Origin of the sequence: Parageobacillus caldoxylosilyticus, from assembly GCF_019272935.1 — a bacterium.
Lineage (GTDB): Bacteria > Bacillota > Bacilli > Bacillales > Anoxybacillaceae > Saccharococcus > Saccharococcus caldoxylosilyticus.
Genome location: NZ_CP040553.1, coordinates 1,866,422 through 1,891,233 on the forward strand (window position 1 = coordinate 1,866,422; position 24,812 = coordinate 1,891,233).

Below are 24,812 nucleotides of genomic sequence, written 5' to 3' on the forward strand. Positions count from 1 at the left end.
CGGACGCGCACCTCGAAGGATTGCCTTTAGAGGTGCGCTTTTTGGTTCGCGGTTGAATATACTTTTATTTTTCGGTAGAATGTATGGAAGTGCAAACTTGTTTACAAAGAGGAGAGTGCAAAATGGGAAAAGTATATGTATTCGATCATCCGCTCATCCAGCATAAACTCACTTACATCCGCGACAAAAACACCGGCACGAAAGAGTTCCGTGAACTAGTAGAAGAAGTGGCTACGCTGATGGCGTTTGAAATTACGCGCGACCTCCCTCTTGAAGAAGTCGAAATCGAAACCCCAGTCAGCAAAGCGAAAGCGAAAGTGATCGCTGGGAAAAAACTCGGCGTCATCCCGATTTTGCGCGCCGGCATTGGCATGGTGGACGGTATTTTAAAATTAATTCCGGCGGCGAAAGTCGGCCATATCGGCTTGTACCGCGATCCGGAAACGTTAAAGCCGGTTGAATATTATGTCAAGCTCCCGACTGATGTCGAAGAACGCGATTTTATTATCGTTGACCCAATGCTGGCCACCGGAGGATCGGCGATAGAAGCGATCAACGCTTTGAAAAAACGCGGTGCGAAAAGCATTAAATTTATGTGTTTAATCGCTGCTCCAGAAGGGGTGGAGGCAGTGAAAAATGCGCACCCGGACGTCGATATATACATTGCGGCGCTCGATGAAAAATTAAACGACCACGGCTATATCGTCCCAGGGCTCGGCGATGCCGGCGACCGCTTGTTTGGCACAAAATAAAACGACATGGAAGAACGGTATCATTTCTGAGAAGTGATACCGTTTTTTTTTAAAATTGTGTCTAAAAAAGTAAATATATCATTATACACTATTGTAGTGAAAAGAAAATTAATAAATGTCACAAATTCTTAATATTTTATTTGTTATAATATACTTTTCCTCTGAAACGCATTGACATTGACCATGCGGTATTGTATGCTTTACAGGGGATATATGATAAGGTTTTCATGTTGTTAAAAAGTTAAAAAACTAGAAAAATAAATTAATTAAGGATGTATGCGCTATGCGTCCGAAACAACGCCACCCGTTTCAAGCGATGGCACTTATGTCCGCCATCGTATCCCAGTTGGTTGGTTCGATTTTAGTAGGAGTATTTGGTGGAAAATGGATCGACGACAAATTTCATACCGAGCCGATTTTTCTCATTATCGGTCTGTTGATCGGGCTAGCAACTGGGGTATATGCAATGTTGCGTTTAATCCGTCAATATTTCCCAGAGGAGTAGCAACATGGAGAAATTCCAGCAAATGTTTTTGCGGCAGCTCAAATACATATTGTATTTGCTTTCGCTTTATACGTTAGGGTGGGGGTTTACGGCGTATAAAACATTTTTTTTAAGTTTAATACTTGGAACTGTCATTAGCATTTTTATGTTATGGAGTTTAACGCGGAAAATCGATAAATTAGGACAAGCCGTGTTGGAACGCAAAAAAGTGCGTACGATTGGGACGCTTTCCCGCTTGGCTTTAGCGGCGCTGGCGGCGGCAGTCGCCCTCGAATATCCGCAATATTTCGCCATCGTGCCTGTAGTGCTGGGATTAATGACATCCTATATTGTCATTATAATAGATTTTCTTTTGCAAAAATGGAAAAATAATGGGCAACATGCATGAAAGAGAGGTGAGGGATGGTTGCAACACGGAGCACCGATTCATGAGTTTTTAGGACTCACATTTAACTTATCTAACGTTTTAATGATTACGGTCACCAGTTTGATCGTATTTATCATTGCGATCGCGGCGACGCGTTCTCTGCAGTTGCGCCCGACAGGGATGCAAAATTTCATCGAATGGGTGTTTGATTTCGTTAAAGGAATCATCAATAGCACGATGGATTGGCAAACGGGAGGCCGTTTTTTAACGCTGGGCGTTACGCTCATCATGTACATCTTTGTCGCTAACATGCTCGGCTTGCCGTTTTCCGTGCGCGTAGGCGATGAACTTTGGTGGAAGTCGCCGACAGCGGATGCCACGATTACGCTCACGCTCGCCGTGATGATTGTGGGGCTTACCCATTACTACGGCGTGAAAATGAAGGGCGTATCTGAATATATGCGCGATTACACGCGGCCAATGGCTTTCTTGTTCCCATTGAAAATCGTTGAGGAATTTGCCAATACGTTGACGCTGGGTTTGCGTCTTTACGGCAACATTTTCGCTGGTGAAATTTTGCTAGGATTGCTAGCAGGGCTTGGGACAAACCATGGAGTGCTTGGCGCTATTGGCGGCGCGATTCCGATGATGGCGTGGCAAGCATTCAGTATTTTCGTCGGCTGTATCCAAGCATTCATTTTCACGATGTTAACAATGGTTTATATGGCCCATAAAGTCAGCCAAGACCATTAATGATAAAAACTTCACTATACAAAACGAATAAGGACAAAGGAGGATATTTACTATGAATTTAATTGCAGCTGCGATTGCAGTAGGTTTAGCGGCACTTGGTGCTGGTATCGGTAACGGTTTAATCGTAGGTCGTACAGTAGAAGGGATTGCACGTCAACCAGAATTGCGTCCTGTGTTGCAAACGACGATGTTTATCGGGGTTGCGTTAGTTGAGGCGCTGCCGATCATTGGTGTCGTTATTTCCTTCATCGTCATGAACAGATAACGAAATACTTTTTTGATGATGGCGAAGTTCGTGTCGACGATCACCTTCGCCATTCCTTTATGTGTGTATTTTCAACATGGAAACGTTTGTCGCTACAAAAGTATATAGCCACGATGGTTTCAGTCATTGGGTGAAGCAGGAAACGGCTTTGAACCGTAAACACCGGTGAGGTGTTTGCCCAGGATACTTAACGGAACAAGAGTAAGTGCCTGCACATAGGTGCAGAAAAAACGCTTTCGTGCGTCAGAATTCCCCGGCTTTAGAGGGTAGTTGCGCATAGCTATCGAAAGGAGTGAAACGCGGTGTTATTCAATGCAAAACTATTGGCGCTGGGCGAAGCCGCGCATCATACAGGCATCAACAGCGGCGACATTATTTATCAGCTGCTCATGTTTATTATTTTATTAGCTTTGCTGCGCAAATTCGCTTGGCAGCCGTTAATGAATATTATGAAACAGCGTGAAGAGCACATTGCCAATGAAATTGACCAGGCGGAAAAGCATCGTCAAGAAGCGGAAAAACTGCTTCAGGAGCAGCGTGAGCTAATGAAACAATCGCGCCAAGAAGCGCAAGAGTTGATCGAAAATGCACGCAAGCTGGCGGAAGAGCAAAAAGAGCAAATTATCGCTTCTGCCCGTATGGAAGCAGAACGGTTAAAAGAAGCGGCGAAAAAAGAAATCGAACGCGAAAAAGAGCAAGCAATGGCTGCGCTGCGTGAGCAAGTCGCTTCCTTGTCCGTATTAATCGCCTCGAAAGTGATTGAAAAAGAGTTAACGGAAAAAGACCAAGCGAAGCTGATTAGCGAGTACATTCAAGAGGTAGGAGAAGGTCGATGAACAAAGAAATTATAGCAAAGCGGTATGCGTTAGCTCTTTTTCAAATTGCGCTCGAAAAGCAGCTTTTGGACCAGTTAGAAGAGGAAATTCGCGCCGTGCGCCAAGCATTGGCGGAAAATGAGCAATTTTTTTCGTTATTGACGTATCCGAAGCTATCTTTGGAAAAGAAAAAGGCGCTTCTTCAAGAAACATTTGCGGCGGTTTCAACCCCGTTAAGAAATACATTGCTGCTGCTTTTGGAACGCCACCGCATCGACATCGTTCCAGAGCTGGCGGAGCAGTTTATTGAGTTGGTGAATGAAGCCCGCGGCGTTGCTGAAGCAACTGCTTATTCGGCGCGCCCGTTAACGGAAGAGGAAAAACGTGCGCTTTCCGAAGTGTTTGCGAAAAAAATCGGCAAAACGACGCTTCATATTGAAAATATTGTCGATCCAAGCTTAATCGGCGGCGTGAAGCTGCGCATCGGCAACCGCATTTACGATGGCAGCATCAGCGGACAATTAGAACGGATTCAACGACAGCTTATTGGCTAAAGATTTGAAGATAGGGGTGAAAGGCATGAGCATCAGAGCGGAAGAAATCAGCGCGCTCATTAAGCAGCAAATTGAAAACTACCAGTCTGAAATCCAAGTAAGCGATGTCGGCACCGTTATTCAAATTGGTGACGGAATTGCGCGCGCCCATGGACTGGACAACGTCATGGCCGGGGAGCTTGTTGAGTTTGCCAACGGCGTGATGGGAATGGCGTTAAACTTGGAGGAAAATAACGTCGGTATCGTTATTTTAGGTCCGTATACAGGGATTAAAGAAGGCGATGAAGTGCGCCGTACAGGCCGGATTATGGAAGTGCCTGTCGGGGAAGCGTTAATCGGCCGTGTTGTCAACCCTCTAGGACAACCAGTCGACGGTTTAGGCCCAATCGAAACGACAGAAACTCGTCCGATCGAAAGCCCAGCACCAGGTGTTATGGACCGGAGATCGGTTCATGAACCGCTGCAAACAGGGATTAAAGCGATTGACGCATTGGTGCCAATCGGCCGCGGTCAACGTGAGTTAATCATCGGGGACCGTCAAACGGGGAAAACATCGGTTGCGATCGACACGATTATCAACCAAAAAGATCAAAATATGATTTGTATTTACGTCGCAATCGGGCAAAAAGAATCAACGGTCCGTACGGTTGTTGAAACGTTGCGGAAACACGGTGCGCTAGATTATACGATCGTTGTAACGGCATCTGCATCACAACCAGCTCCGTTGTTATTCCTTGCGCCATATGCGGGTGTGGCGATGGGCGAATATTTCATGTATAAAGGCCAGCACGTGCTTGTTGTTTACGACGACTTGTCGAAACAAGCGGCAGCTTACCGTGAATTGTCGCTCTTGCTTCGCCGTCCGCCAGGCCGTGAAGCATATCCAGGGGATATTTTCTACTTGCACTCCCGTCTGTTAGAGCGTGCGGCAAAATTAAGCGATGCCAAAGGCGGCGGTTCGTTAACAGCGCTTCCGTTCGTCGAAACACAAGCGGGCGACATTTCCGCCTACATTCCAACGAACGTTATCTCCATTACCGACGGACAAATCTTCTTGCAATCAGACCTGTTCTTCTCCGGCGTTCGCCCGGCGATTAACGCTGGTCTTTCCGTATCCCGCGTCGGTGGTGCGGCACAAATTAAAGCGATGAAAAAAGTATCGGGTACACTTCGTCTGGACTTAGCGGCGTATCGTGAGCTTGAAGCGTTCGCACAGTTCGGTTCAGACCTTGATAAAGCGACACAAGCGAAGCTCGCGCGCGGTGCTCGTACGGTAGAAGTGTTAAAACAAGACTTGCATGCACCGATTCCAGTAGAAAAACAAGTAGCGATTATTTACGCGCTTACTCGCGGTTTCTTAGACGACATTCCAGTCGAAGATATTCGCCGCTTTGAAAAAGAATTCTTCTTATGGCTCGACCAAAACGGCCAGCACTTGCTTGAACATATTCGTACAACAAAAGATCTTCCAAACGAAGAAGATTTCAACAAAGCGATCGAAGCGTTCAAGAAAACGTTTGTCGTTTCCCAATAAAGGAGGGTGTATACTTGGTTACTAAAATCGTTGTCGTGTACTGACCGATGGAAGGAATGGTGCACGACAGGCGCCGTCGCTGACAGCGAGCCACGGGTTGTCTTTCACGGCAGGTGAATGACAAGGGGATTCCCTTCCTGATGGAACTTAGGTGTTTCCTGAGCGGCAAGCGGTGTTTCCTGGTTCCATCGCGATGAGTCGATTTTTATAGATTTTAGTAACCAGGGCGGAACAGAAGGATGACGGCTTCTGTTCCCCTCTATTCTTAGATTTCGTGCAGAAAAAAGGTGGTGAAACCTTTGGCATCCTTACGCGATATTAAGAAGCGCATCAACGCGACGAAGAAAACGAGCCAAATTACAAAGGCGATGGAGATGGTTTCCGTTTCGAAGCTCAACCGCGCGGAAATAAACGCGAAATCGTTTGTCCCATATATGGAGAAAATGCAAGAAGTCGTTGCGAACATCGCCCTTGGTGCCGGAAATGCGACTCATCCGATGTTAGTGACGCGCCCGGTGAAAAAGACAGGCTATTTGGTGATCACATCGGATCGCGGCTTGGCCGGAGCGTATAACAGCAACGTTCTTCGCACCGTGTACCAAACGATTCAACAGCGCCATCAATCGCCGGAGGAATATGCGGTTATTGTCATTGGACGTATCGGTTTAAGCTTTTTCAAAAAGAGAAATTTCCCGGTCGTTTTAAATATTACTGGGTTGCCGGATCAGCCTTCTTTTGCGGATATTAAAGAAATTGCGAATAAGACAGTCGGCTTGTTTGCAGATGGTACGTTTGATGAGTTGTATATGTACTACAACCACTACGTCAGTGCCATTCAGCAAGAGGTAACGGAAAGAAAGCTGTTGCCGTTAACGGATTTGGTCGATAACAAACAACGGACAACGTATGAATTTGAACCTTCTCAAGAAGAAATTTTAGATGTGCTTTTGCCGCAATATGCGGAAAGCCTTATTTACGGTGCGCTGTTAGATGCGAAAGCAAGCGAGCATGCAGCACGGATGACGGCGATGAAAAATGCGACGGACAATGCGCACGAGCTTATTCGTACGCTTACCCTTTCCTACAACCGTGCTCGTCAAGCAGCCATTACCCAAGAGATCACGGAAATTGTGGCGGGAGCAAACGCGTTGCAATAACGGTGAACCGGAAGCGGCAATTAGGTACTGATGTTCAACTAGCAAGTTAGGAGGGAAAACGATGACAAAAGGACGCGTTATTCAAGTTATGGGTCCGGTTGTAGACGTAAAGTTCGAAAACGGGCATCTTCCTGCGATCTACAACGCTCTGAAAATCCAACATAAAGCGCGTAACGAAAACGAAGTCGATATCGACTTGACATTGGAAGTAGCACTTCACCTTGGCGACGATACGGTCCGTACGATTGCGATGGCATCGACAGACGGATTGATTCGTGGAATGGAAGTCATTGATACAGGCGCGCCAATTTCGGTTCCGGTCGGAGAAGTCACCCTTGGCCGCGTATTCAACGTATTAGGGGAACCGATCGACATGCAAGGGGAAATTCCAGCTGATGCGCGTCGTGACCCAATCCATCGCCCGGCGCCAAAGTTTGAAGAACTTGCGACAGAAGTAGAAATTTTGGAAACAGGCATTAAAGTCGTTGACCTGCTTGCTCCATACATTAAAGGTGGAAAAATCGGTCTATTCGGCGGTGCTGGTGTAGGAAAAACGGTCTTAATCCAAGAACTGATTCATAACATTGCGCAAGAGCACGGCGGTATTTCTGTATTCGCTGGCGTAGGGGAACGTACGCGTGAAGGAAACGACCTTTACCATGAAATGAAAGATTCTGGCGTTATCAGCAAAACGGCGATGGTATTCGGACAAATGAACGAGCCGCCTGGTGCACGGATGCGCGTAGCGTTGACAGGGTTAACGATGGCGGAGTACTTCCGCGACGAGCAAGGACAAGACGTGTTGCTCTTTATCGACAACATTTTCCGTTTCACGCAGGCTGGTTCTGAGGTTTCGGCGCTATTAGGCCGCATGCCTTCTGCCGTAGGTTATCAACCGACGCTTGCGACAGAAATGGGTCAATTACAAGAACGGATTACTTCTACAGCCACGGGTTCCATCACATCCATTCAAGCGATTTACGTACCAGCGGACGACTATACAGACCCAGCGCCGGCAACAACGTTCTCTCACTTGGACGCAACGACAAACTTGGAACGGAAACTTGCAGAAATGGGTATTTATCCAGCAGTGGATCCACTGGCGTCCACATCTCGCGCGCTTGCGCCTGAAATCGTCGGCGAAGAACATTACCAAGTGGCACGTAAAGTACAACAAACGTTGCAACGCTATAGAGAATTGCAAGATATTATCGCGATTCTCGGTATGGATGAGCTGTCCGATGAAGATAAACTTGTCGTTCATCGCGCTCGCCGCATTCAATTCTTCTTATCGCAAAACTTCCACGTTGCCGAACAGTTTACCGGCCAGCCAGGTTCCTATGTGCCTGTAAAAGAAACGGTACGCGGCTTCAAAGAAATTTTGGAAGGAAAATATGACCATATCCCTGAAGATGCTTTCCGCTTGGTAGGGCGCATTGAAGAAGTTGTTGAAAAAGCGAAGCAAATGGGCGTAGAAGTTTAATTGAGGGACATAGGAGGATTTCATGATGAAAACGATCAAAGTCAGTGTCGTTACTCCTGATGGCCCGGTATACGAAGCGGACGTAGAAATGGTAAGCACGAAAGCAAAAAGCGGAGAGCTTGGCATTTTACCAGGGCATATTCCGCTTGTCGCTCCGCTGGAGATCAGCGCTGTTCGTCTCAAAAGAGAGGGGAAAACGCAATATATCGCGGTCAGTGGCGGATTTTTGGAAGTCCGCCCTGACAAAGTAACGATTTTGGCACAAGCGGCGGAAAGAGCGGAAGATATCGATGTCGTCCGCGCAAAAGCGGCGAAAGAACGCGCGGAACGGCGTCTGCAAAGCAAGCAGGATGATATCGACTTTAAGCGGGCGGAACTGGCGCTCAAGCGCGCCCTCAATCGTTTAAACGTAGCGGAAATGAAATAAAGACGAGAGGAAATGTATTTCCTCCCGTCTTTTTTTTATTGTTACTATGCGGATGAGTAAAATTCCAGGTTTTGTCGACACTGCTGGATATAAATGTTATAATGAGGAGTGAAAATAATTTGTAATTATGAAATATTTTTAAAAAGTGAAATATCTATAAACGAAGGGAGCGTATCGCAGTTGGGGAACGTATACGCCAATAGCTACTTGATTGTGTTTGTGTTTTTATGCATCGGCGTTTTGCTTCCTGTCGGGGCATTGACGCTCGGAAAGTTATTGCGTCCACACGTTCCGAGCGAAGCAAAGCAAACCACTTATGAAAGCGGTAACAATCCGTTCCATGATTCGCGCGTTCAGTTTCAAGTGCGCTATTACATGTTCGCTCTATTGTTTGTCATTTTTGATGTGGAGACCGTGTTTTTATATCCATGGGCTGTCGCCTATAACAAATTGGGATTATTTGCTCTCATTGAAATGCTTATTTTCGTGCTCATGCTCGTTTTAGGACTCATCTATGCTTGGAAAAAGAAGGTGTTACAATGGATGTAAAATGGCTGGATGTCCCTGAAGGGGAGATGGAAGAGGTAAAGCGCAATGTGTTTTTGACAACGCTCGATCAGCTAAAGGCATGGGCCCGCAGCAATTCCCTCTGGCCGCTAACGTTCGGTCTTGCCTGTTGTGCGATTGAAATGATGGCGGTCGGCGGAGCCCATTACGATTTAGACCGATTCGGCTCGTTTTTTCGCGCCTCCCCTCGGCAATCCGACGTCATGATCGTCTCTGGAACGGTGACGAAAAAGATGGCGCCGATTCTGCGCCGCTTATATGACCAAATGCCGGAGCCAAAATGGGTGATCGCCATGGGATCGTGTGCGACGGCGGGCGGACCGTATGTGAAATCCTACAGCGTCGTCAAAGGGGTAGATCAAATTGTGCCGGTCGATGTCTATATTCCTGGCTGTCCGCCAAATCCCGCCGCGTTGATTTACGGAATTAATAAATTAAAAGAAAAGATTCGTTATGAAGCGAAGACAGGGAAGAAGGTGCTGTAATCGATGAGCGAGGAAAAAGATTTACAGCAGCTGAAAAAAGAGGCGGCCGAGCGTGCGAAACAGCTGGCAAGAGAACGGCTGGCAGCGAAGCAGGCCGCCGAACAGGCGGAACAGCCGTCTGACGATGCGAAGAAAGACGTAACAGAAGAAAAAACGGAGCCGTCAGCGGACGACATCGCGCTGGCGAAGAAAAAGGCAGCGGAAGCAGCGCGAGCGAAGGCAGCAGAGTTGCGGAAACAAAAAGAAGCAGCAGCAGGCAATCAAGCCGTGGAGGCGGAAGACGGCATCGCGCTCGCGAAAAAGAAAGCCGCGGCCGCAGCGAAAGCGAAAGCAGCGGCGCTCGCCAAACAAAAAGCGAAGGAAAAGGCGGGCGGCGGAGCAGATGATGAGCTGGCAAAACAAAAAGCAATCGCCGCGGCAAAAGCAAAAGCCGCGGCGGCAGCGAAGGCCAAGGCGGCAGCGCTCGCCAAGCAGCAGGCAGGCGCGGAGGCATCCGCTGATAGCGATGACGAGCTCGCCAAGGCAAAAGCAAAGGCGGTTGCCGCGGCAAAAGCAAAAGCCGCAGCGGCAGCGAAGGCGAAAGCAGCAGGAGCTTCAGGGAAAACACCGTCGCAACAAGAAAAAACGCCATCGCCAAATCAGCCTCTTCTTGATAAATATGTCAAAGTGATCCGCGAACATCTCGGTGAGGATGTTCTAGAGGACGCCTATATCAACCGCCTTGCCAAAGACGTTCCGACATTAGTCGCCAAAAAAGAAACCTACTACAAAATCGCTGAGTTCCTGAAATATAACGAACAGCTTGGCTTTGACTACTTATCCGAACTGCACGGAACCGATTTTCAGACGCATATGGAAGTATATGTGCACTTATATTCTTATAAAAACCGGCAAGCGGTCGCATTGAAAGTAAAAATAGACCGGGACCAGCCGGAAATTGATTCTCTCGTTCCGCTTTGGCAAGGGGCCAACTGGCCGGAATGCGAGGCGTACGACCTGCTTGGCATCCGCTTTAAAGGGCATCCGAACTTAACCCGCATCCTTTTAGGAGAAAACTGGGTCGGATATCCGCTTCGCAAAGATTATGAACCATACGACGTGGAGGTATAGCCATGCTTCGAACGGAAGAAATGATTTTAAACGTAGGACCGCAGCACCCAAGCACACATGGGGTTTTCCGCCTCATTTTAAAAGTGGATGGCGAAATCATTCAAGAAGCGACGCCGGTCATCGGCTACCTCCACCGCGGAACGGAAAAGCTGGCGGAAAGCCTGCAATACACGCAAATCATCCCGTACACCGACCGGATGGACTATTTGTCGGCAATGACGAATAACTATGTCATTTGCCATGCCGTCGAAACGATGATGGGCATCGAAGTTCCGGAACGAGCAGAATATTTGCGCGTTTTAGCAATGGAGCTGGGAAGAATCGCCAGCCATCTTGTCTGGTGGGGGACGTATTTGCTCGATCTTGGCGCCATCAGCCCATTTCTATATGCGTTCCGCGAGCGGGAAATGATTATTAATCTATTAAATGAGCTATCGGGAGCACGCCTGACTTTCAACTATATGCGCGTCGGCGGCGTGAAATGGGATGCGCCGGACGGCTGGATCGAAAAAGTGAAGCAGTTCGTCCCGTATATGCGCGAAAAACTCGCCGGCTATCACGATCTGGTGACGGGGAATGAAATTTTCCACCATCGCGTCATCGGCATCGGCAAATATACGAAAGAGGAAGCGCTTAACTATTCATTAAGCGGCGTGAATTTGCGCTGCACCGGCGTGAAATGGGACTTGCGGAAAAACGAGCCGTACTCCATTTATGACCGCTTTGATTTTGACATTCCTGTCGGGGAAGACGGAGACTGTTTTTCCCGCTATCAGTGCCGTCTGGCGGAGATTGAACAATCGTTGAACATCATTGAACAAGCATGTGAACAATTTCCAGAAGGCGGGGAAATTATGGGAAAAGTGCCGCGGATCATTAAAGCGCCGCCGGGAGAAACGTTCGTCCGCATTGAATCGCCGCGCGGCGAAATCGGCTGCTATATTGCCAGCGACGGCAAGAAAGAGCCGTACCGCCTCAAATTCCGTCGGCCGTCATTTTACAATTTGCAAATACTCCCGAAGCTGTTGAAAGGCGAAAATATCGCGAACGTCATTGCCATTCTTGGCTCTATCGATATTGTGCTCGGGGAGGTCGACGGATAATGGAACAATTGCTGAATTCCGTCCCAAGCTGGACGAATGTGGCCATTTTTTTCGGGCTGGGCGCTGCGCTGCTATTGATGGTGCTTGCCTTTGTTACGTACGGCATTTTGGCGGAACGGAAAGTGATGGGCTTTATGCAAGGCCGCTACGGCCCAAACCAAGTCGGCGGCCGCTGGGGGCTTTTGCAAACGGTGGCGGACGTATTGAAGCTGCTGCTGAAAGAAGACACGATTCCGAAAGCGGCAGACCGGCCGTTGTTCATTTTGGCGCCGATCCTTGCCTTTGCGCCGGCATTTATGGTATTGGCGGTGCTGCCGTTTACTGATGTGTTTCAGTTTGCCGATATCGGCGTCGGCCTGCTTTATTACATTGCCGTTTCGGGGCTGACGACGATCGGCGTCGTTACCGGCGGATGGGCATCGAACAATAAATACGCGCTCATTGGCGGCATGCGCGCAGCGGCGCAAATGATCTCCTATGAAATTCCGCTCGTGATGTCCGTGCTTGGCGTCGTACTGCTGACAGGAAGTTTAAACTTAAACGATATTGTTGAAGCGCAGAAAAACGTATGGTACATTTTTACACAGCCAGTCGCGTTTATCGTGTTTCTCATCGCGGCCGTCTCGGAGCTAAACCGCACGCCGTTCGACTTGCCGGAAGCGGAATCCGAGCTGGTTGCCGGATTTCACGTCGAATATTCCGGTTTCCGCTGGGCGTTCTTTATGCTTGCTGAGTACGTGTACCTTTTTGCCATGGCCGCCCTGACGACGATCCTATTTTTAGGCGGCTGGCATCCGATCATGTTTTTAGGCTTTATTCCAGGGCCGGTTTGGTTTGCGCTCAAATTCAGCGTCGTCGTGTTCGTTCTCATTTGGTTCCGCGCGACCTTTCCGCGCCTGCGGGCCGATCAGCTGATGGAATTAGGCTGGAAAGTATTGTTTCCCGTTGCGCTTGCCAATATCTTTGTGACGGCATTGGTGAAAGAACTATTTTTCTAATCGAATGGGGTGACAGGCATGATCGGGTTGGCCAAAGGATTGGCGTATACGTTAAAAAATTTGACGCAAGAAAAAGTTACGTACGACTATCCGAACGAACCGCTTCCGCTTCCGGACCGGTTCCGTGGCATTCAAAAGTTTTATCCGGAAAAATGCATTGTTTGCAACCAATGTGCCAATATTTGCCCGACGGACTGTATTCAGCTGACGGGGAAAAAGCACCCGGATCCGACGAAAAAAGGAAAAATTATTGATACGTACAGCATTAACTTTGAGATCTGTATTTTATGCGATCTTTGCACCGAGGTATGTCCGACAGAAGCCATTGTCATGACCAACAATTTCGAGCTGGCCGAATACAGCCGCGATGCCCTTTATAAAGATTTGGCATGGCTCGATGAGAACGATACCAACATTCGAAAGGAGAATAAGCCGTGAGCGGAGAATATCTCGCCTTTTTAGCGCTCGCCCTCGTTGCCATTACCGGCGGGGTGTTGATGCTCAACTTAACCAAAGTCGTTCACATGGTCATCGCGCTCGTCTTCACCTTTATCAGCATCGCAGGGCTGTATGTGCTTTTATCGGCGGAGTTTGTCGCCGTCGTGCAAGTATTGATTTATTCTGGGGCCGTCACCATTATGATGCTGTTTGGCATCATGCTGACGCGCCATCAGGAAGAAGAGGGAGAAAAAACGACAACGGGTGGATTTTGGCGCAAAGCGCTCACCGCCATCGCCGTCTTCGCCTTTGGCATCGCCGTGTATCTCGGCGTTTACCGCCTTGATTTTGGCGAGGAAGGCGCCCGCCTCCATGAAAACAATACGGAGCAAATCGGTATGGCGCTATATTCCCATTATACAATTCCGTTTGAAATTGCGTCCGTCATTTTGCTTGTCGCGCTCGTCGGGGCGATTATACTGGCGAAAAAAGATGATGAGGGGGCACCGAAATCATGAGCTCCGTTTCTTTATCCGTATATCTCGTGTTAGCGCTCATTTTGTTTTGCATCGGTCTGTACGGCGCGCTGACGAAGCGAAATACCGTCATTGTCCTTATTTGCATTGAATTAATGCTGAATGCGGTCAATATTAATTTAGTGGCGTTTGCCAAATACGGGGCCCATCCCGGCATTACCGGGCAGATTTTTGCGCTGTTTACGATCACGGTAGCGGCGGCCGAAGCGGCGGTGGGCCTGGCTGTGTTAATGGCGCTTTACCGCAACCGCAAAACGGTGCATATCGACGAGATCGATTCGCTAAAGCATTAAAAATAGGGTGGAAAATGAAAAGAGCTTTTGCCGAAAAAAGCTCTTCATAAAAGGGGACTGTGATATCATGATGGAAATTGCCTGGATCGTACCGCTTTTTCCGCTGTTTTCCTTTTTTTTCTTGTTAGCAGTAGGGAAAAAAATGAAAGAAACGAGTGCATACGTCGGCATCCTTATGACGCTTTTTTCCTTTCTCCTCTCACTCGCCGTGCTGTTTGACCGCCTCGGCGGTTCGACGTACAAAGCGGAACATGTATGGCTGACCATCGGCAGCGTGAAATTAACGGCCGGGTTTGCGGTGACGGCGCTAAACGCATGGATGCTCGTCGTTGTCTCTCTCGTCAGCTTTCTCGTACATATCTATTCGAAAGGATACATGCATGGGGACGAGCGCTTCTCCGTTTTCTATGCGTATTTAGGGCTGTTCACCTTTGCGATGCTTGGCCTTGTGCTTTCGCCGAATTTGCTGCAGACGTACGTGTTTTGGGAACTTGTCGGCCTCGGTTCGTTTCTATTAATCGGTTTTTACTTCTATAAAGAGGAAGCAAAGGCAGCTGCCAAAAAAGCGTTTATTATGACACGCATCGGCGATGTCGGCTTTTTCATCGGCATGATTCTATTATTCTGGCAAGTTGGCAGTTTTGCATACGACGATATTTTCCGAGCAGCAGAAGACGGCACGCTGTCGCAGACGATGGTGACCTTAACGGCGATCTTGATTTTCATCGGCGCCGTCGGAAAATCGGGCCAGTTCCCGCTCCATACATGGCTGCCGGACGCGATGGAAGGCCCGACGCCGGTGTCGGCATTAATCCACGCGGCCACGATGGTCGCTGCCGGGGTTTACTTAGTCGCTGCCTTGTTCCCGCTATATGAAGCGAGCGAAACGGCGATGTTAACAGTGGCAGTGGTCGGGGGATTTACGGCGCTTTTTGCCGCTACGATTGGTTTGGTGCAGACCGACATCAAACGGGTGCTCGCCTATTCGACGGTGAGCCAGCTCGGCTACATGATGCTGGCGCTCGGCTCTGGCAGCTATGTGGCAGGCATCTTCCATTTAACGACCCATGCGTTTTTCAAAGCGCTCTTGTTTTTAGCGGCGGGAAGCGTCATTCATGCCGTCCATACGCAAGACATTGAAAAAATGGGCGGGCTTTGGCGGAAAATGCCGCTTACTGGACCGCTGTTCCTCATCGGCACGTTAGCGATTAGCGGCGTCCCGCTCTTCTCCGGATTTTTCAGCAAGGATGAAATTTTGGTGGCCGCCTGGACGCACGGGCATGTCGCCTTGTTCTGGATCGCGGTGGTAACCGCCTTTTTCACCGCGTTTTACATGTTCCGCCTCTTTTTCCTCGTCTTTGGCGGGGAAAAGCGGCATGATGAAAAAGACGTTCATGAAGCGCCGGCAGTGATGACGTTGCCGATGATCGTGCTCGCCGTGCTCGCTGTTGCCGCCGGGTACGTTCATACCCCTTGGTTCGGCACCTTTCTTGGCGATTGGCTGACAGACGGCGCCTATGCGCATGAAACAGCGCCAGGCTGGATTATGGCGGTGGCGACGGCAGTTTCCTTGCTCGGCATTTTCCTGGCGTGGCTTATGTACGGAAAACGATCGCTTGCGCGGGATTGGCTCAGTTCGCGCGTTCCGTATACGTACAGTTTGCTGTGGAATAAGTATTACATCGATGAGTTGTATATGCGCACCGTTGGCTATGCGGCAACGGCAATCAGTCTATTACTCTCGTATATAGACCGCTTTGTCGTCGAAGGCATTGCCCGCTTGATCACCGCGACAGTCCATACGTCCGCATCGCTCGGGTCGCGAATGCAAAACGGGCAAGTGCAAATGTACGGCGCTGTTACGTTTGTCGGCCTTGCGCTTCTCGTCGTCATTCTCGCGTTCACAGGGGGGTACTTATAATGAATGGAACGTACTTTCTGTCACTCTTAATCTTCTCCCCGCTGCTTGGCATGATTCTGCTTGCGTTTGTGCCTAAGACGCAAGAGCGGACGGTCAAACTGCTCGGCTTTTTATCGACGCTGCCGCCGCTTCTTTTATCACTATTTGCCTTTTGGCAATATTTGCGAGGCTATCGCCTCGAGCATTTGGCGGAAAAGCATGATTGGGTTCGCTTCACTGATTTTCCGTTTCTTACCGAGTCGACATACTTGGTCCGCTATGAGCTGAATATCGATGGCTTTTCGCTCGTGATGATCGTCTTGACCTCATTATTGGCGACGCTTGCCGCCGCTGCTTCCATTCACATTAAAAAAGAATGGAAAGGCTATTTTCAGCTCTTTCTCTTGCTGGAGATCGGCATGCTTGGCGTATTTGCAGCAGGAAATATGATTTTGTTCTTTATCTTTTTGGAAATGACGCTCGTTCCGATGTTCTTTTTAGTCGGCAAGTGGGGCGGGTTTGACCGGGAGCGCGCCGCCTACAGCTACTTGCTGTACAACGGGCTTGGTTCAGCGATTTTGCTCATTGTCATCCTTGTGTTATTTGCCCGCACCGGAACGTCGAATCTCGAGCTGTTAAACGAAATGCTGCACAATCCGGTGGCACAGGCGCAGCTGATTGCACCGCTTTCTGAGGAGCTTCGATTATGGTTGTTTGTCGCTTTGTTTATCGCCTTTGGCATTAAACTGCCGATCGTACCGTTCCACCGCTGGATGCTGCGCGTCCATGTCGAAGCGCCGCCATCGATCGTCATGCTGCACGCCGGCGTGCTCTTAAAAATTGGGGCGTACGGTCTCATTCGCTTTGGCATCGGACTGTTTCCCGATCAGTTTCGTCATTTCGCCTTTTGGATTGCCGTATTAGGGGTCATCAACCTATTGTATGGAGCATTTTTAGCGTTCGTGCAAGAGGAATTCAAAATGGTGCTCGCCTATTCGAGCGTTTCGCATATGGGGATTATATTGATCGGATTAGGCGCGCTGAATGAAGCGGGGATTCAAGGCGCCATCTTCCAGGCCGTTTCCCACGGGTTGATTGCCGCGTTCTTGTTCCTGCTCGTCAGCATTTTATACGAACGGACGAATACGACCACAATCGACCGTTTGGGCGGGCTTGCGAAAGTGATGCCGCTGACGGCAGGGTGTTTGCTCGCCGGAGCGATGGCATCGCTTGGCCTGCCGGGAATGTCGGGATTTATCAGCGAATTTACTGCCTTTTTAGGGCTGTTCCAAACAAAACCTATTGTCGCCGCGATTGGCACGCTTGGCATCATTATGACCGCCGTTTACATGCTGCGCGCCGTATTGAATATGACGTTTGGCCCGTCTATGCGCAATGACGTACAAGCGCTCGATATGAGCACGATCGAAGCGATTCCGGTGTTCATTTTGCTCGCGCTCATTGTCTCCGTCGGCGTTTATCCGTACATGTTAGCGAAGCCATTGCAAGCGGCGATTGAAATGATGATGAATGGGTTAGGAGGGTGAGAGAGATGAGCATGCATACCTTATTGCAATACAAATGGAGCATGATGACACCGGAGTTTATCATTTTGATCACGGCGCTCATTCTCTCGCTGGCCGATTTATGGATGCCAAATGATAAAAACCGGCGCCCGCTTGCGTGGATCGCGGTGGTCGGCGTCGTCATCGCGCTGATCGCGACCGCAGGGCTCATTCCGGCAAAACCAGTGTCGATTTTGTACGATACGTTTCGACTCGATTCCTTCAGCAAGGCGTTTAAGCTGCTGGTACTGGCCGGAGGGGCGCTTTGCCTCCTGCTTGCGCTCGATTACCGTCCAAAAGAAGGGCTTTCGCATCGCGGCGAGTTTTACTATTTGCTCCTTTGCGCGCTGCTCGGCGCGATGATCATGGCTTCGAGCGGCGATTTGATTACGTTGTTTGTCGGGCTGGAGCTGTTGTCCGTTTCCTCGTATATTTTGGCGGGAATCCGCAAGACGTCGGCGCAATCCAACGAATCCGCGCTGAAATATGTCATTAACGGCGGTATTGCAACAGCGATCACGCTGTTTGGCATGAGCTATATTTTCGGGTTAACCGGCACGACGAATTTGAAAGAAATGGCGTTCGAAGTGCAAAAGCTGGCAGACAGCAACTACCAATACCTGCTTGCGCTTGCCTTTCTCCTGCTGCTCGTCGGTCTGTCGTTTAAAATTTCGTCCGTCCCGTTCCATATGTGGGCACCGGACGTCTATCAAGGAGCGCCGACGCCGGTGACGGCATTTTTAAGCGTCGTTTCAAAAACAGCCGGTTTTGTCATCCTGCTGCGGTTGTTTATTACGATTTTTGCCGCTGCGCCTGCGCATGGAAAAGATCCATCTTCGCTTTTGTTGTCGATGCAAAATTATATCGCCGTATTAGCCGGCCTTACGATGATCATCGGCAATACGGTCGCGTTAAGACAGCGGAGCATGAAGCGTCTGTTTGCGTATTCGAGCATCGCCCACGCCGGCTATCTCCTTGTCGGGTTTGCCGCGATGTCATGGGTGATGATCGACTCGATCTGGTTTTATTTGCTCGCCTATGTACTGATGAACGTTGGCGCGTTTGCCATCATCCAGCGCCTGTCGGATGAAGCGGACTCCGACGATATGATCCATTTTGCCGGCCTGTATCAGCGGAATCCGCTGCTTGCGGTATCGATGGGAATTTTCCTGCTGTCGCTGGCCGGCATCCCGGGTACGGCCGGTTTTATCGGCAAGCTTAACATTTTCCTCGGCGCATTGATGACCGAGCCCGGCCATTACATGCTCGCCGCGGTGATGATCGCCACCACGGTTGTATCCTACGTCTACTACTTCGGCGTGTTTGTGCAAATTTTCTTCCGCCCTGCCGACGAAGCAGCATCGGTCAAACTGCCGGTCGGGCTGACGGTTACCGTTGTGCTTTGCGCGCTTGGCACGCTGCTATTCGGCATTTTCCCAAGTTTGGCGTACCAGGTTCTCGCCCAGTTCGAACACTTTGGCGATTTCCTGCAATAACGTTACAATAGAAGGGGAAATTTCCCCTTCTTTTGTTGTTTATCGACGAATAGGCCGCCAATTGCGCGGCAGAAAGAGGTGAAAAGCAATGATGCCGATACTGGGCCAGCAAGCGTTAGTGAGCATTATTGTCCATCTTGCCTTTATCGCCGTTACATGGTGGACGCTGCAAGGGGTACGGCTCGAGGCGATGATCAAGCCAAACCGCGTCTTTCAAGGACGTCTGCTTTACATTTTATTGACGATTGCGATCGGTTCGACAGTCGCCAACTTTTTTCTCGACTATTTATCATGGTCGACACAACTTCCGTTTCTCTTTCGAGGCGAGTAAGTCATTACTCGTCTTTTTTCGTTCTCTTGCCTGTATTGATAGCGCTTACATTTTTTCGTTTTGTCGATTTTTTTTATGTATGTTCACTTCCGATCTGGCAACAATAACAGGTAAGGAGAGGAAGTGAAACGGATATGAAAAAAGGACAAGCCTGCGCCTTCACTTTTTTATTGGCGTTGTTCGTTATCCTCGGCATGTGCCAATACAAGTCGGGAGAAGCAATGGGGAACGGGTCGCTTCAGCCGGTGAAAACGATCGCGCGCGTCCTCGAAAATAATGGAGCGGACATTCGGCAATGGACCGTTTACACAAGAGAGTATGCCCACTATATTGAAAATGATGCGGCATTTTTCAAAAAGCTAGAGGAATTGAAGAAAGAAAACCGCGCTTTTCACTGGTCTTTCGACACAAACCACCATATGCAAAAAGCAACCGGCACGTATCAACACCCCTTCTTTCAAGAAAAAATTCAGCTCGTTAGGACGGTCACAAATAACCAATCACAGACGTATATCCTCTATGAAGTCAAAGGACTGCATTGGAATAAAAAAATATGGAAAGAAGTGGTCGAAAAAATAGAGAAAAAGTCGAAACAATTATTTGTGAAACAACCTACATTTTTCACTTGTATTGAAGGAGATTTCAGTGATAATATGGAAAGTGGTTTGTTCGATTATGCATTACATTTATCACGCGAGTTTCAGGCAACACCAGTCGAGTCTTTGCAGGAAGAGTCACTTGTTTCTCTCTCTGCATATACTGGGCAGTGGGAGAACGTTCTTCCAACCAATAACCATCCGATGAATTTGCAGATTGCCTTAAGAGAAAGATTGGGCGGCAAGACAACCGTCGTTATTGGAACCCCAATCATTACGATTGAATATTAATATAGAGAAATTGGACGCGGAGGGGAATACCTTGGAAAAGATTATCGTCCGTGGCGGAAACCGGTTGAGCGGCACCGTGAAAGTAGAGGGAGCAAAAAATGCCGTTTTGCCTGTTATCGCTGCAACATTGTTAGCGACAAATGGAAAAAGTGAGATTCATGATGTGCCTGCTCTTTCCGATGTATATACAATTAGTGAAGTGCTCCGCTATTTAGGCGCAGAAGTGGACATAAACATAGAAAAAAATAGGATCGCTGTTGACGCTACCGGCCCGTTAAAGATGGAAGCGCCGTTTGAATATGTGCGGAAAATGCGGGCATCGGTGCTCGTCATGGGTCCGCTCTTAGCGCGAAATGGTCGAGCCCGCGTCGCGCTGCCAGGAGGATGCGCCATCGGTTCGCGCCCGATTGACCAGCATTTAAAAGGATTTGAAGCAATGGGAGCGACCGTGAAAGTGGGCAACGGATTTATCGATGCCGAAGTAAAAGGAAGATTGCGCGGGGCAAAAGTTTATTTGGATTTTCCAAGCGTTGGAGCAACGGAAAATATTATGATGGCGGCTGTGTTGGCTGAGGGCACCACCATCATTGAAAACTGCGCGAAAGAGCCGGAAATTGTCGACTTAGCCAACTTTTTAAACGCAATGGGCGCCAAAGTGCGCGGTGCCGGCACCGGTACGATTCGCATCGAAGGAGTAGACGAATTAACCGGCACGACACATACCGTGATCCCGGACCGCATTGAAGCAGGTACATTTATGGTTGCAGCGGCCATTACTGGCGGCAATGTCCTCGTGCAAGGTGCCGTTCCGGAACATTTAAGCTCACTGATTGCCAAAATGGAAGAAATGGGTGTCACCATTATCGAAGAAAAAAATGGAGTACGAGTCATTGGACCGGAAAAATTAAAAGCGGTCGACATTAAAACGATGCCTTATCCAGGTTTTCCAACCGACATGCAATCGCAAATGATGGCATTGCTTTTGAAAGCGGAAGGTACGAGCATGGTGACGGAAACGGTATTTGAAAACCGTTTCATGCATGTCGAAGAATTCCGCCGTATGAACGCTGACATTAAAATTGAAGGACGTTCCGTTATTATTAATGGCCCTTGCAATTTGCAAGGCGCGGAAGTGGCGGCGACCGATTTGCGCGCCGCAGCAGCGTTGATTTTAGCCGGGTTGGCGGCGGAAGGCTATACGCGCGTGACGGAATTAAGACATCTTGACCGCGGCTATGTCCGCTTCCATGAAAAACTGGCCGCGCTCGGTGCTGATATCGAACGCGTCAACGAAATGGATGCAGTACTTGGAGACGTAAAAGTGAAAGATTTGAACCTATAAAAGATAAAAAAACGACCGTCAGCTACATATGTAGTGAATGGTCGTTTTTTATTTTGGATGGACGCGGCAACTGCTGCTGTTTTTCCCTCGTACATGCCAACCTCTATGAGAAGGAGAAAAGAAAGAATCCATGCCGGGCAAAAGGAGAGAAAAGAGCGGAACCGCCGCTTATTTTGCCGGCCAAACAAGCCCCTGCGAAAAGAAATTGTCATATATACTTGTCCGAGCCCATAACTATATAACGAAGCAAACGCAGGCACTCCCAGAGCGAACATCGATGCGACTGCCCCTGAATGGGAACGATGTCCGCTTGTGCCGGAAAAATGAATATTGGAGGCTCGGCTATATGAAACGGATAAAACCAATTATGGCACTCCTTGCGTGTTTATTTGTCGTCGTACTGCTCGTTCCAACGATATTAGTCATCCCATTCCACGACGGGAAAGTGGAAAAATTGGCGGAAGAACTGCGCCAGCAAGAAACGAAGCAACATGCCAAAGCAGTCGAAAGCGGGCCGACCGTCGAAGTTGCGGTATACCGCAGCAAACAAAAGCGCATTGAACATATTCCGCTCGAACAATATGTCATCGGCGTCGTCGCGGCGGAAATGCCGGCCGAATTCGAGCTGGAAGCATTAAAGGCACAAGCGCTGACGGCGAGAACGTATATTGTTAAACAGTTGTTAAACGACCAGCCGATCAGCTTGCCAAAGGGAGCGAATGTCACCGATACGGTGATGCACCAAGTATACTACAGCGATGACGAGCTGAAACGTTTATGGGGCAGCGACTACGATTGGAAAATCAGAAAGATTACGAAAGCGGTGCTAGAAACGCGAGGGCAAATTTTAACGTACGACAACCAGCCGATCGAAGCGTCGTTTTTTTCGACAAGCAACGGCTATACGGAAAACTCGGAAGCATATTGGCAAAATGAATTTCCGTACTTAAAAAGCGTAGCCAGCCCGTGGGATAAAAAGTCGCCTAAATTCTATCACCAAAAAGTAATTTCGGTGGCAGAATTTGAACGCAAACTAGGAGTGAAACTGCCGGAAAACGGCTCGGTTGGCGTTATTTTATCACGAACGCCTGGGAAACGTGTCGATGTCGTCGAAATCAACGGCAAAAAATTGACAGGAAGAGAAGTGCGCGAAAAGCTTGATTTAACCTCGACGGATTTTACATGGATGCGCAAAGGCAATGAAATTATTATTACAACGAAAGGATACGGCCATGGCGTCGGCATGAGCCAATATGGGGCCAATTTTATGGCGCAGGAAGGAAAGACGTACGACCAAATCGTCAAATATTATTACCGCGGGGTGGACATTTCTTCGGCGACCGCGTTTTTAAATAGGCTGACCGTAAAAAAATAGGGGGCAAAAACGCCTCTATTTTTTTGCATAAAATGGCCCATTTTTAAAAAAAATAAATGAAAAAAGTTGTTTCGTCATGTATATATTTTCCTCTTTCTGTTCAAAATGGTTGCTGAGGTGATGAACATGAGAGAGGAAGAAAAGAAAACAAATTCTGTAAAGAAACCAAGTTTACAGCGGTTGTTCAGAAAGCGTTGGGTATTTCCAGCCATCTACTTGACATGTGCCGCTATTATTGTGGCAGGAGCGCTTTGGTTCCAGAACAAACATGACGGAAAAACAGGAAAAGACGAATACGAATACAGCCAATCAGGCACATCGCAGCATAACGAGCCGGCCGTTCCTGTCAACGAAGCGGTAGAAAAATTCACGATGCCGGTCCTTGATGCAAATTCCGTAGAGATTAAAACACCGTTCTATGATGACAACGCGTCAAAAGAAGAACAGGAAGCAGCTCTCGTCTTTTATGATAATACGTATTATCCAAACCATGGCATCGATATCATCCGCAAAGACGGCAAAACGTTTGATGTCACTGCTTCGTTAAGCGGTACGGTCACGAAAGCGGAAAAAGACCCAATTTTAGGCAATGTCGTTGAAATCGATCATGAAAACGGCGTCGTCACTGTTTACCAATCGCTTGCCGATATGAAAGTGAAAGCTGGCGATACGGTAGAACAAGGACAAGTGATCGGAAAAGCGGGCCAAAGCCAATTTAACCAAGAAGCTGGCATCCACGCTCACTTTGAAATCCGCAAAGACGGCAAGCCGGTCAATCCGATCGACTACATCGACAAACCGCTTACGGCGCTAACGGAACAAAAAGCTGGAAATGACAACGCAACCGAACAAAACAACACAACGCCAACCGATGAACAAAGCGAATTGAACGACCAACCATCTTCTGATGAGCAAACGCCATCCGATGAAGAGGCGCCAGCAACCGATCAAGGCACAACAACACCGAGCGAGGAAAAGCAAGATGACGCTTCTTCCTCCAAAATGCCAGATGCCTCGATCGGAATGGCAAGAGCGTAATTAGCTATATGAAAGAGCAGCTGTAAACAAGAAAACTGCCTATCCCTTTTCCTTGACTGGATAAAAGGGATAGGTAGTTTTTTTTGTATAATAATGAAATTGTTTTCGAACAATGTTGCCTATATACTTAATATTGAGAAAACTTACCTCAGGTTGGTGATGGGCGATGAAACTAGACGATATCGACCGTAAAATATTGGCCATGTTAACGGAAGACGGAAGAATGTCTTATGTGGACATTGGGAAAAAGCTAAATCTTTCTCGGGTTGCGGTAAGAGAAAGAGTGAACCAGCTTGTCAAAAATGGCGTTATTGAAAAATTTACGGTTGTTATTAACTCAGAAAAGTTTGGAAAAAGCGTATCTGCTTTTTTTGAAGTAGATTGTGAGCCTGCCTATTTGGTGGAAGTGGCGCAGAAACTCGCGGAAAACGCGAATGTTGCCAGCTGCTATCAAATGACGGGTCCGAGCACCTTGCATGTACATGTCTTGGTGGAGGATTTTGCAGCATTAGAAAAATTCATTAACAATGAGCTTTACGCATTAAAAGGGATTACCAGGGTAGAAAGCAATATTTTGCTCAGGCGCTTTAAAAGCCGAAATGGTCTCAAATTATAGTGTGGCTTCTATATAAAAGAGGGAATTTTCCCTCTTTTTTTGTTTTTTAATCAATATAAAAATTCGATTTTTTTAGAGAATTATGTAGAAAAATATTTAAATTTACTATATAATCATAAA

Annotated in this window: 28 protein-coding genes; all 28 read left to right on the forward strand. The window is 48.3% G+C overall.

The features are described from left to right. Nucleotides 1-122: 122 nt before the first annotated feature. The 28 genes from upp to BV455_RS09660 all read left to right on the forward strand — a co-directional run bounded on the left by upp (nucleotide 123) and on the right by BV455_RS09660 (nucleotide 24,692). The gene (gene upp, locus BV455_RS09525; RefSeq protein WP_017436876.1) at nucleotides 123-752 is read left to right on the forward strand and encodes a uracil phosphoribosyltransferase; all 630 of its coding nucleotides are present in this window, start codon (nucleotides 123-125) and stop codon (nucleotides 750-752) included. Nucleotides 753-1,035: 283 nt separating this feature from the next. Next, complete coding sequence (locus BV455_RS09530; RefSeq protein WP_017436875.1) at nucleotides 1,036-1,257, forward strand: AtpZ/AtpI family protein; 222 nt, start codon at nucleotides 1,036-1,038, stop codon at nucleotides 1,255-1,257. A gap of 4 nt (nucleotides 1,258-1,261) precedes the next feature. Beyond that, nucleotides 1,262-1,645, forward strand: coding sequence for an ATP synthase subunit I (locus BV455_RS09535; RefSeq protein WP_017436874.1), 384 nt, complete (start codon nucleotides 1,262-1,264; stop codon nucleotides 1,643-1,645). Nucleotides 1,646-1,663: 18 nt separating this feature from the next. Then, complete coding sequence (atpB, locus tag BV455_RS09540) at nucleotides 1,664-2,377, forward strand: F0F1 ATP synthase subunit A (RefSeq protein WP_017436873.1); 714 nt, start codon at nucleotides 1,664-1,666, stop codon at nucleotides 2,375-2,377. A gap of 52 nt (nucleotides 2,378-2,429) precedes the next feature. Then, entirely contained in the window at nucleotides 2,430-2,642 is a 213-nt protein-coding gene (gene atpE / locus BV455_RS09545; RefSeq protein ID WP_017436872.1) for a F0F1 ATP synthase subunit C, read from the forward strand. A gap of 302 nt (nucleotides 2,643-2,944) precedes the next feature. Further along, complete coding sequence (atpF, locus tag BV455_RS09550; RefSeq protein ID WP_017436871.1) at nucleotides 2,945-3,478, forward strand: F0F1 ATP synthase subunit B; 534 nt, start codon at nucleotides 2,945-2,947, stop codon at nucleotides 3,476-3,478. After that, on the forward strand, nucleotides 3,475-4,011 hold the full coding sequence (locus BV455_RS09555; protein ID WP_017436870.1) for a F0F1 ATP synthase subunit delta: 537 nt from the start codon (nucleotides 3,475-3,477) through the stop codon (nucleotides 4,009-4,011). Before atpF ends, BV455_RS09555 begins: the two co-directional genes overlap by 4 nt. Nucleotides 4,012-4,036: 25 nt before the next feature. Then, nucleotides 4,037-5,545, forward strand: a complete 1,509-nt coding sequence (gene atpA, locus BV455_RS09560; protein ID WP_017436869.1) for a F0F1 ATP synthase subunit alpha — start codon at nucleotides 4,037-4,039, stop codon at nucleotides 5,543-5,545. Nucleotides 5,546-5,844: 299 nt separating this feature from the next. Beyond that, the gene (atpG, locus tag BV455_RS09565) at nucleotides 5,845-6,702 is read left to right on the forward strand and encodes an ATP synthase F1 subunit gamma (protein WP_017436868.1); all 858 of its coding nucleotides are present in this window, start codon (nucleotides 5,845-5,847) and stop codon (nucleotides 6,700-6,702) included. A 61-nt stretch (nucleotides 6,703-6,763) separates the two neighbouring features. Next, nucleotides 6,764-8,185, forward strand: coding sequence for a F0F1 ATP synthase subunit beta (atpD, locus tag BV455_RS09570; protein WP_218687949.1), 1,422 nt, complete (start codon nucleotides 6,764-6,766; stop codon nucleotides 8,183-8,185). A 25-nt stretch (nucleotides 8,186-8,210) separates the two neighbouring features. Then, complete coding sequence (locus tag BV455_RS09575) at nucleotides 8,211-8,612, forward strand: F0F1 ATP synthase subunit epsilon (protein ID WP_218688030.1); 402 nt, start codon at nucleotides 8,211-8,213, stop codon at nucleotides 8,610-8,612. 180 nt (nucleotides 8,613-8,792) lie between these two features. Then, the gene (locus BV455_RS09580; RefSeq protein WP_017436865.1) at nucleotides 8,793-9,161 is read left to right on the forward strand and encodes an NADH-quinone oxidoreductase subunit A; all 369 of its coding nucleotides are present in this window, start codon (nucleotides 8,793-8,795) and stop codon (nucleotides 9,159-9,161) included. Then, nucleotides 9,152-9,664, forward strand: coding sequence for a NuoB/complex I 20 kDa subunit family protein (locus tag BV455_RS09585; RefSeq protein ID WP_017436864.1), 513 nt, complete (start codon nucleotides 9,152-9,154; stop codon nucleotides 9,662-9,664). Before BV455_RS09580 ends, BV455_RS09585 begins: the two co-directional genes overlap by 10 nt. A gap of 3 nt (nucleotides 9,665-9,667) precedes the next feature. Beyond that, nucleotides 9,668-10,774, forward strand: a complete 1,107-nt coding sequence (locus tag BV455_RS09590; RefSeq protein WP_218687950.1) for an NADH-quinone oxidoreductase subunit C — start codon at nucleotides 9,668-9,670, stop codon at nucleotides 10,772-10,774. Nucleotides 10,775-10,776: 2 nt separating this feature from the next. Further along, nucleotides 10,777-11,877, forward strand: a complete 1,101-nt coding sequence (locus BV455_RS09595) for an NADH-quinone oxidoreductase subunit D (RefSeq protein WP_017436862.1) — start codon at nucleotides 10,777-10,779, stop codon at nucleotides 11,875-11,877. Further along, on the forward strand, nucleotides 11,874-12,875 hold the full coding sequence (gene nuoH, locus BV455_RS09600; RefSeq protein WP_218688031.1) for an NADH-quinone oxidoreductase subunit NuoH: 1,002 nt from the start codon (nucleotides 11,874-11,876) through the stop codon (nucleotides 12,873-12,875). The genes BV455_RS09595 and nuoH overlap by 4 nt, the downstream gene beginning before the upstream one ends. A gap of 18 nt (nucleotides 12,876-12,893) precedes the next feature. After that, complete coding sequence (gene nuoI / locus BV455_RS09605) at nucleotides 12,894-13,313, forward strand: NADH-quinone oxidoreductase subunit NuoI (protein ID WP_017436860.1); 420 nt, start codon at nucleotides 12,894-12,896, stop codon at nucleotides 13,311-13,313. After that, nucleotides 13,310-13,831, forward strand: a complete 522-nt coding sequence (locus BV455_RS09610) for an NADH-quinone oxidoreductase subunit J (protein WP_042406756.1) — start codon at nucleotides 13,310-13,312, stop codon at nucleotides 13,829-13,831. The genes nuoI and BV455_RS09610 overlap by 4 nt, the downstream gene beginning before the upstream one ends. Beyond that, on the forward strand, nucleotides 13,828-14,142 hold the full coding sequence (gene nuoK / locus BV455_RS09615; protein ID WP_017436858.1) for an NADH-quinone oxidoreductase subunit NuoK: 315 nt from the start codon (nucleotides 13,828-13,830) through the stop codon (nucleotides 14,140-14,142). Before BV455_RS09610 ends, nuoK begins: the two co-directional genes overlap by 4 nt. 67 nt (nucleotides 14,143-14,209) lie before the next feature. After that, nucleotides 14,210-16,063 (forward strand): NADH-quinone oxidoreductase subunit L, encoded by a 1,854-nt coding sequence (nuoL, locus tag BV455_RS09620; protein ID WP_218687951.1) that lies wholly within the window; start codon nucleotides 14,210-14,212, stop codon nucleotides 16,061-16,063. Beyond that, nucleotides 16,063-17,589: an NADH-quinone oxidoreductase subunit M gene (locus tag BV455_RS09625; RefSeq protein ID WP_218687952.1), complete on the forward strand. Its 1,527-nt coding sequence runs from the start codon at nucleotides 16,063-16,065 to the stop codon at nucleotides 17,587-17,589. The genes nuoL and BV455_RS09625 overlap by 1 nt, the downstream gene beginning before the upstream one ends. 5 nt (nucleotides 17,590-17,594) lie before the next feature. After that, complete coding sequence (nuoN, locus tag BV455_RS09630) at nucleotides 17,595-19,103, forward strand: NADH-quinone oxidoreductase subunit NuoN (RefSeq protein ID WP_218687953.1); 1,509 nt, start codon at nucleotides 17,595-17,597, stop codon at nucleotides 19,101-19,103. 88 nt (nucleotides 19,104-19,191) lie between these two features. After that, complete coding sequence (locus tag BV455_RS09635) at nucleotides 19,192-19,434, forward strand: DUF1146 family protein (protein ID WP_017436854.1); 243 nt, start codon at nucleotides 19,192-19,194, stop codon at nucleotides 19,432-19,434. Between the two features lie 134 nt (nucleotides 19,435-19,568). Further along, nucleotides 19,569-20,321 carry a YwmB family TATA-box binding protein gene (locus BV455_RS09640; RefSeq protein WP_042406742.1) on the forward strand — a complete coding sequence of 251 codons (753 nt, stop codon included), beginning with the start codon at nucleotides 19,569-19,571 and terminating at the stop codon, nucleotides 20,319-20,321. Between the two features lie 31 nt (nucleotides 20,322-20,352). Continuing rightward, the gene (gene murA / locus BV455_RS09645; RefSeq protein WP_017436852.1) at nucleotides 20,353-21,663 is read left to right on the forward strand and encodes a UDP-N-acetylglucosamine 1-carboxyvinyltransferase; all 1,311 of its coding nucleotides are present in this window, start codon (nucleotides 20,353-20,355) and stop codon (nucleotides 21,661-21,663) included. Between the two features lie 346 nt (nucleotides 21,664-22,009). After that, complete coding sequence (spoIID, locus tag BV455_RS09650; RefSeq protein WP_218687954.1) at nucleotides 22,010-23,038, forward strand: stage II sporulation protein D; 1,029 nt, start codon at nucleotides 22,010-22,012, stop codon at nucleotides 23,036-23,038. Nucleotides 23,039-23,164: 126 nt separating this feature from the next. Then, nucleotides 23,165-24,076, forward strand: coding sequence for a stage II sporulation protein SpoIIQ (locus BV455_RS09655; RefSeq protein ID WP_042406732.1), 912 nt, complete (start codon nucleotides 23,165-23,167; stop codon nucleotides 24,074-24,076). A 166-nt stretch (nucleotides 24,077-24,242) separates the two neighbouring features. Continuing rightward, entirely contained in the window at nucleotides 24,243-24,692 is a 450-nt protein-coding gene (locus tag BV455_RS09660; RefSeq protein ID WP_017436849.1) for an Lrp/AsnC family transcriptional regulator, read from the forward strand. Nucleotides 24,693-24,812: the final 120 nt, after the last annotated feature.